Origin of the sequence: Streptomyces sp. adm13(2018), assembly GCF_008042145.1 — a bacterium.
Lineage (GTDB): Bacteria > Actinomycetota > Actinomycetes > Streptomycetales > Streptomycetaceae > Streptomyces.
In genome coordinates this window covers 1-5179 of the sequence record NZ_RDBH01000318.1, presented here as the reverse complement: position 1 = coordinate 5179, position 5179 = coordinate 1, and the positions used below count along the sequence as shown (strand labels likewise).

The window sequence follows — 5179 nt, the reverse complement described above, 5'->3', positions numbered from 1 at the left end:
CCGTAACGCCGGGGGCGGGTGCCGGGGCACCCGCCCCCGCACCCGCCTCCGGCACCGCACCGCACACCGTCCTGCCGTCGACCGCCGCGGCCCCCTTCGTACCGACCTGCTCGGCCCGGAACGGCCGACTACAGCCGGCAGAAGCCGCTCCCGACCCGATCGTCTCCGTTCGCGAAGCACCGGCCGGGGACAGGTGCATCCGAGCAGGACGGGAGGGCAGAAGCCCAGGTATCCGAAGGGTGCCGGTAGGCGCGCTCGTCGCAAGGAGTCGTGGTGTCTGACGTGGCCAATCGAGTGACCGCACAGGGCGGAAGGGCGTGGGCCGCCCTGGTCGGCTTCCTGCTGGCGGTGTACGCCGTCGCCGCCGTGGGCGCCCTCGCCTCCGCGGACGCGGGCTCCGTCTACACAGCGCTGGACCTGCCGCCCTGGGCTCCTCCGGCCTGGCTCTTCGGCCCTGTCTGGACCGTCCTCTACGCCACCATCGGCATAGCCGCGTGGTTGGTCTGGCGGCGGCAGGCCGCAGCGGGCAGGAAGCCCGCGCTCGTGTGGTGGGTGGTGCAACTGGCCCTCAACCTGGGCTGGACCCCTCTCTTCTTCGGACTGGGCGAGTACGGCGCCGCCCTCGTCGAGATCCTCCTCCTGGTGGTCGCGACGAGCTTCACCATCCTGTACTTCAGCCGTGTGTCCAGGGCCGCCGCGCTGCTGCTCGTGCCCTACCTGGGCTGGGTGTGCTTCGCCACCGCCCTCAACGCGGCGATCTGGGCGGCGAACGGCTGACGACCACCGCAGCTGAAGCCGCCCACGCCGACAACCCAAGAGTCGACAACCCGACCATCGACAACCCGATGATCGACGACGTCCGAAATGCCGACATCTCGGAAAATTCGGAGTTCGAGTGAGGAATGAGCGCAGGACATGAGGGCAGGCGGTCGGTGCGCTGTGCTCGCCGATCCTGAGAGGTCCCCTCAATGTCCTGCGTATCCAGCCTGATCGCCGTGCGTCTCGATGCCGGCGAGAGCACGGTGCCGCTCTTCGCTCGGTTCGCCTATTCGGCGGACCTTCCGTACGCGGTCCAGGCGGACTTCCTCGACGGACTCGCCGTCCTGGCCTCCTGGCAGTTCGACCGGACGATGCTCGCGGACGGGCTGCGGCGCCCGGTGGGCGAGGGAGACGTCACGTTCGGCCCCCACCGGGGCGCCGGCGGCCACGAGATCCGCATCGGACTGGGCAGCCCGGCCGAGAACGAGGACGGGCGCGCGGTCCTCTTCGCCGAGGCCCGAGCGCTCAAGGGGTTCCTGCGCCAGACGTACGACGTCGTCGGCGAGGGCGAGGAGTCCATGGACGTCGACAAGCTGCTCGACGAGATCCTGGCCCGCTGAGACAAGGAGAGCAACGACCATGGCGAACGACCCGTGGGGCTTCCACCCGTCGTGCGGAGAACTGAGCGACCTCGATCTGACCGGATGGCGGGTCGACGCCGCCGACGGGCGGGTCGGCGAGGTGGACACGTACTCCGACGTGACCGGCGAGGCGTTCCTCGTCGTGGAGGCGGACGGTTGGATCTTCGGGAAGGTCATGATCCCGGCCGGCGCGGTGACGCACCTCGACCGTGCCGGACGCACGCTCCGGCTCGACCTGAGCCGGGGACTGATCCAGGACGCCCCGCAGTACCTGCCCGACGAGCACCGTGCGGACCCGGAGTACCGCGCCGAGCTCGCCGAGTACTACGAGAAGGCCGGGCCCTGCTAGGTAGGGAGCCACGGTGAGGGAGCCACGGTCCCGGCGGCCAAGCCGTGGCTTCCTTGCGCCGAAGGCGACCAGCGGAGCGCTTCTGTTCAGCGGAGGAGGGCGCTGAGGAGGTCCGTACCGAGGGTCGCGATCCGCGTGTGGTCGAGGGCGTAGTGGACGTGGCGTCCGTGGCGCCGGGCCGTGAGCAGGCCCGCACGGGGCAGGACGAGAGCCGCCTCGATCCCGTGTCGCCTCAGCAGGTCGTTCTTCAGCAGCAGATCGGTGGCGAGTTCCACGGCGACGGCGGCCCAGGCGGTGTCGGAAAAGGCCTCGGCACACCCGTCGCCGGAGGCCCTAACGGCGCCGAACGGGCTCAGCCCCGCCGCCCCGCGGCCCGTGGGCGCCGCCGAGCCCTCAGATCTCCGCCAGCCGCCACAGCGGTGCCACACGCCGATCCGGTGAACTCGTGGCCAGGGAGCGGAACAGGGTGTCGGCCTCCACCGGGCCGAGGAGGAGATCCTCGGCGATCCTGCGCGTCGTGACGTAGGTCAGGCCCTCGGCGCGACGCGCGTGTTCGAAGGCGAGATACAGGTCCAGGAGGACGTCGGGTTCCCGGGCAGGGCGAGGGGCCGTGGGCGCGGGCAGGAGGGCGGCCCGCCGGCGCTCCCGGTCTATCTCGGAGAAACCGCAGACGGCGTGCGAGACCTTCTCGGCGGCGTCCAGGCCCGGACACAGGGCGAGGGCCTGCGCGAGCGGGCTGAGGCGGAGCGCGTCCTCGCACGCGAGCCGGTACACCAGGTGCGAGGAGTCGTCCAGGACGACGGGGGCGGGAGCGTCGCGGGTGCCGCAGACGCCGCGGACCCCACGGGCCGCCGCGACGAGCATCGCGCCGGCCTCCGAGGGATGCCAGTCGAAGACGGACAGCACGTCGTCGGTGTCCCCGGGTGCCAACGCGAAGGCCGGGGCGCCGAGTCGAGGAGCCAGGACGGACCGCGGCACCTCGTTGTCCAGGCCCGGACCGGCGACGTACACGCTGGTCGGAAGGCCCGTCGCGGCGCAGGCGGCCAAGGCCAGCGCGTCGCCGAGCGGACTGCGCAGGGTCGGTTCGTCGCCGCGCGCGACGATGTCGCCGCCCACGTCCACGAGGTCGACCTGGTCGGCCCCGCACCAGCGGGCCGCCGCCTCGATCTGCCGGGTGAGACCGATCGTTCCGTCGTACGGGTCGAGCAGCCCCAGGGCGGGCCGCAGACCGCCGGCCAGCCGGGGGAGGAGCGAGCCCGCCGGAGCCCTGGGCGCGGTGCGTGGGGTGACGAGCGCCAGATCGGGCGCGGGGCGGTCGAGCGCGGTGAAGTCCGCGATGCCGCGCGGCCCGGGCACGGGGTCGACGACCAGCCTTTCCCACGCGTAGCTGAGCACCAGAGCGGGTGTGTCCCGGCCGTGCAAGGCGGTGTGCACCATGGCCGCCGTGATGGCGTCGCCGCCGCCTCCCGCGGCGATGAGAAGTCGCTTCATGACGCCCACACAACCCCATGGACGCGCGTGCCGTCAGCCGCATCCGGCGGCCCGGTCCGCCCAAGGGGCCTACCTGGGGCGGCAATTCGGGACGAAGTACGTTCTCCGTGAAAAGTGCAGACGAACATCTAGAGCGCGAAACACATGTTTTGCTGATCGCACTACAGATATCGCCTCCTCGGCCGCTCTAAGGTGCCGAGCTGTCACCACCCGTGACGACCCCTCAGAAAGCGAGGCGCATCGCCCATGGGCAAGTCCGTCATGCTCCCGTCCCCCTCCCTTCCCGTCACGGCACCCGCCGCGAGGGAGACCCCCTACGAGCAGTACGTCTACGCCTACCCGCACCAGAAGGCCTACCGCCTCCTGGAGGACGGCCCGCTCCTGAGCGACCTGTGGTCCGGGGAACGGCTCGACAGCCTCTCCCTCTACGCCCACGTGCCCTTCTGCGAGATGCGCTGCGGGTTCTGCAACCTCTTCACCCGCACCGGCGCCCCCGAAGAGGTCACCTCGGCCTTCCTGGACACCCTCGAACGCCAGGCGCGCGTCACCAGGGAAGCCCTCGACGCACAGGGCGAGCCCTTACGCTTCACCCTCGCCGCCTTCGGCGGCGGCACCCCGACCTACCTCACGGCCCACGAGCTCACCCGGCTCTGCGACATCTCCGAGAACATCATGGGCGCCGACCTGCACGCGGCGTCCTGGTCGGTCGAGACCTCGCCCGCCACCGCGACCCCCGACCGGCTCGCCGTCCTCGCCGAACGCGGTGCCACCCGCCTGAGCATCGGCGTCCAGAGCTTCCTCGACGACGAAGTCCGCGCCGCCGTCCGCCCGCAGAAACGCCAGGAGGTCGAATCCGCCCTCGCCGCCCTGCGCGACGCCCGGTTCCCCATCCTGAACATCGACCTCATCTACGGCATCGACGGCCAGACCGAACGCACCTTCCAGGTCTCCCTCGACGCCGCCCTCGCCTGGGAACCCGAGGAGATCTACCTCTACCCCCTCTACGTACGCCCGCTGACCGGTCTCAGCTCCCGCCACGCCACCAGCCCCGCCGACTGGGACGACCAGCGGCTGGCCCTCTACCGCTTCGGCCGCGACCACCTCCTCTCCGCCGGCTACGAGCAGACGTCCATGCGGGTCTTCCGGCGCCTCGGCAGCGCCGCAGTCGAGGACAACGAGAACACCAGCATCAGCGAGTACAACCAGCAGGCCGGCATGGTCGGCCTCGGCGTCGGCGCCCGCTCGTTCACCACCGACCTGCACTACACCACCGACTACGCCGTCGCCGTCCCCGAGGTGCGCCGCATCATCGACGACTACATCGCGACCCCGAGCGAACGATTCCGCCGCGCCCAGTGGGCCTTCGCCATGAGCGACGACGAGCGACGCCGGATGTACGTCCTCCAGCACCTGCTCGAATCGTCCGGACTCGACGTCACCCGCTACGAACGCCACTTCGGCACCCGCTTCGAGGACGACTTCGCCCCCCAGCTCGACGATCTCCTGGCCCGCAACTGGGTCCGCCCCGCCGGCCCGGTCCTGCTGCTCACCCCGGAGGGCATGGCCCGCGCCGACGCGATCGGCCCGCGGTTCTTCTCCGACCACGTACGCGCGAACATGAGCAGTTACCAGGACCGGTAGCCGGTAGCCGGCAGCCGGGGCCGGCCGGCGACCGGCCCGGCCCCGGCACCGACCCGTCCGATACGCCTCCCGGACCGCCGTCACCGGCCCACCGGCTCGGGCCGACGCTCCTCCCGGACCGCCGTCCGCCGTCGGCCCGGCACCGAGACGGCCACCAGCCCGCCCAGCAGCAGCAGGCCGCCCACGACGGCGTAGTCGGTGGTGTAGTGCAGGTCGGTGGTGAACGAGCGGGCGCCGACGCCGAGGCCGACCATGCCGGCCTGCTGGTTGTACTCGCTGATGCTGGTGTTCTCGTTGT

At 71.4% G+C, this 5179-nt stretch carries 7 protein-coding genes; 4 read left to right on the top strand and 3 right to left on the bottom strand.

All coding sequences use genetic code 11. From position 1 onward, the window contains the following. Nucleotides 1-282: 282 nt before the first annotated feature. From EAO70_RS37095 to EAO70_RS37085, 3 genes are all read left to right on the top strand, one after another. Nucleotides 283-777, top strand: a complete 495-nt coding sequence (locus tag EAO70_RS37095; RefSeq protein ID WP_187284216.1) for a TspO/MBR family protein — start codon at nt 283-285, stop codon at nt 775-777. Nucleotides 778-968: 191 nt separating this feature from the next. Further along, the gene (locus tag EAO70_RS37090; RefSeq protein WP_148007160.1) at nt 969-1379 is read left to right on the top strand and encodes an SsgA family sporulation/cell division regulator; all 411 of its coding nucleotides are present in this window, start codon (nt 969-971) and stop codon (nt 1377-1379) included. Between the two features lie 19 nt (nt 1380-1398). After that, nucleotides 1399-1749 (top strand): PRC-barrel domain containing protein, encoded by a 351-nt coding sequence (locus tag EAO70_RS37085; protein WP_148007159.1) that lies wholly within the window; start codon nt 1399-1401, stop codon nt 1747-1749. An 86-nt stretch (nt 1750-1835) separates the two neighbouring features. On the opposite strand, the gene EAO70_RS40570 is transcribed toward EAO70_RS37085, so the two are convergent. Both EAO70_RS40570 and EAO70_RS37075 read right to left on the bottom strand, forming a co-directional pair. Beyond that, nucleotides 1836-2024 carry a hypothetical protein gene (locus EAO70_RS40570; protein ID WP_410091605.1) on the bottom strand — a complete coding sequence of 63 codons (189 nt, stop codon included), beginning with the start codon at nt 2022-2024 and terminating at the stop codon, nt 1836-1838. A 118-nt stretch (nt 2025-2142) separates the two neighbouring features. Continuing rightward, nucleotides 2143-3240 (bottom strand): DUF1152 domain-containing protein, encoded by a 1098-nt coding sequence (locus EAO70_RS37075; RefSeq protein WP_148007158.1) that lies wholly within the window; start codon nt 3238-3240, stop codon nt 2143-2145. Nucleotides 3241-3501: 261 nt separating this feature from the next. On the opposite strand from EAO70_RS37075, the gene EAO70_RS37070 reads away from it, so the two are divergent. Then, entirely contained in the window at nt 3502-4881 is a 1380-nt protein-coding gene (locus EAO70_RS37070; protein ID WP_148007162.1) for an STM4012 family radical SAM protein, read from the top strand. An 80-nt stretch (nt 4882-4961) separates the two neighbouring features. Here EAO70_RS37070 and EAO70_RS37065 read toward each other — a convergent pair. Beyond that, on the bottom strand, nt 4962-5179 hold a 218-nt coding region (locus tag EAO70_RS37065; protein WP_148007157.1), incomplete at its 5' end, for a hypothetical protein.

Bases quoted from the DNA above. Each gene is read 5' to 3' on its own strand.
- EAO70_RS37075 (WP_148007158.1), bottom strand. From the start codon at position 3,240: ATGAAGCGACTTCTCATCGCCGCGGGAGGCGGCGGCGACGCCATCACG.
- EAO70_RS37085 (WP_148007159.1), top strand. From the start codon at position 1,399: ATGGCGAACGACCCGTGGGGCTTCCACCCGTCGTGCGGAGAACTGAGC.
- EAO70_RS37070 (WP_148007162.1), top strand. From the start codon at position 3,502: ATGCTCCCGTCCCCCTCCCTTCCCGTCACGGCACCCGCCGCGAGGGAG.
- EAO70_RS37090 (WP_148007160.1), top strand. From the start codon at position 969: ATGTCCTGCGTATCCAGCCTGATCGCCGTGCGTCTCGATGCCGGCGAG.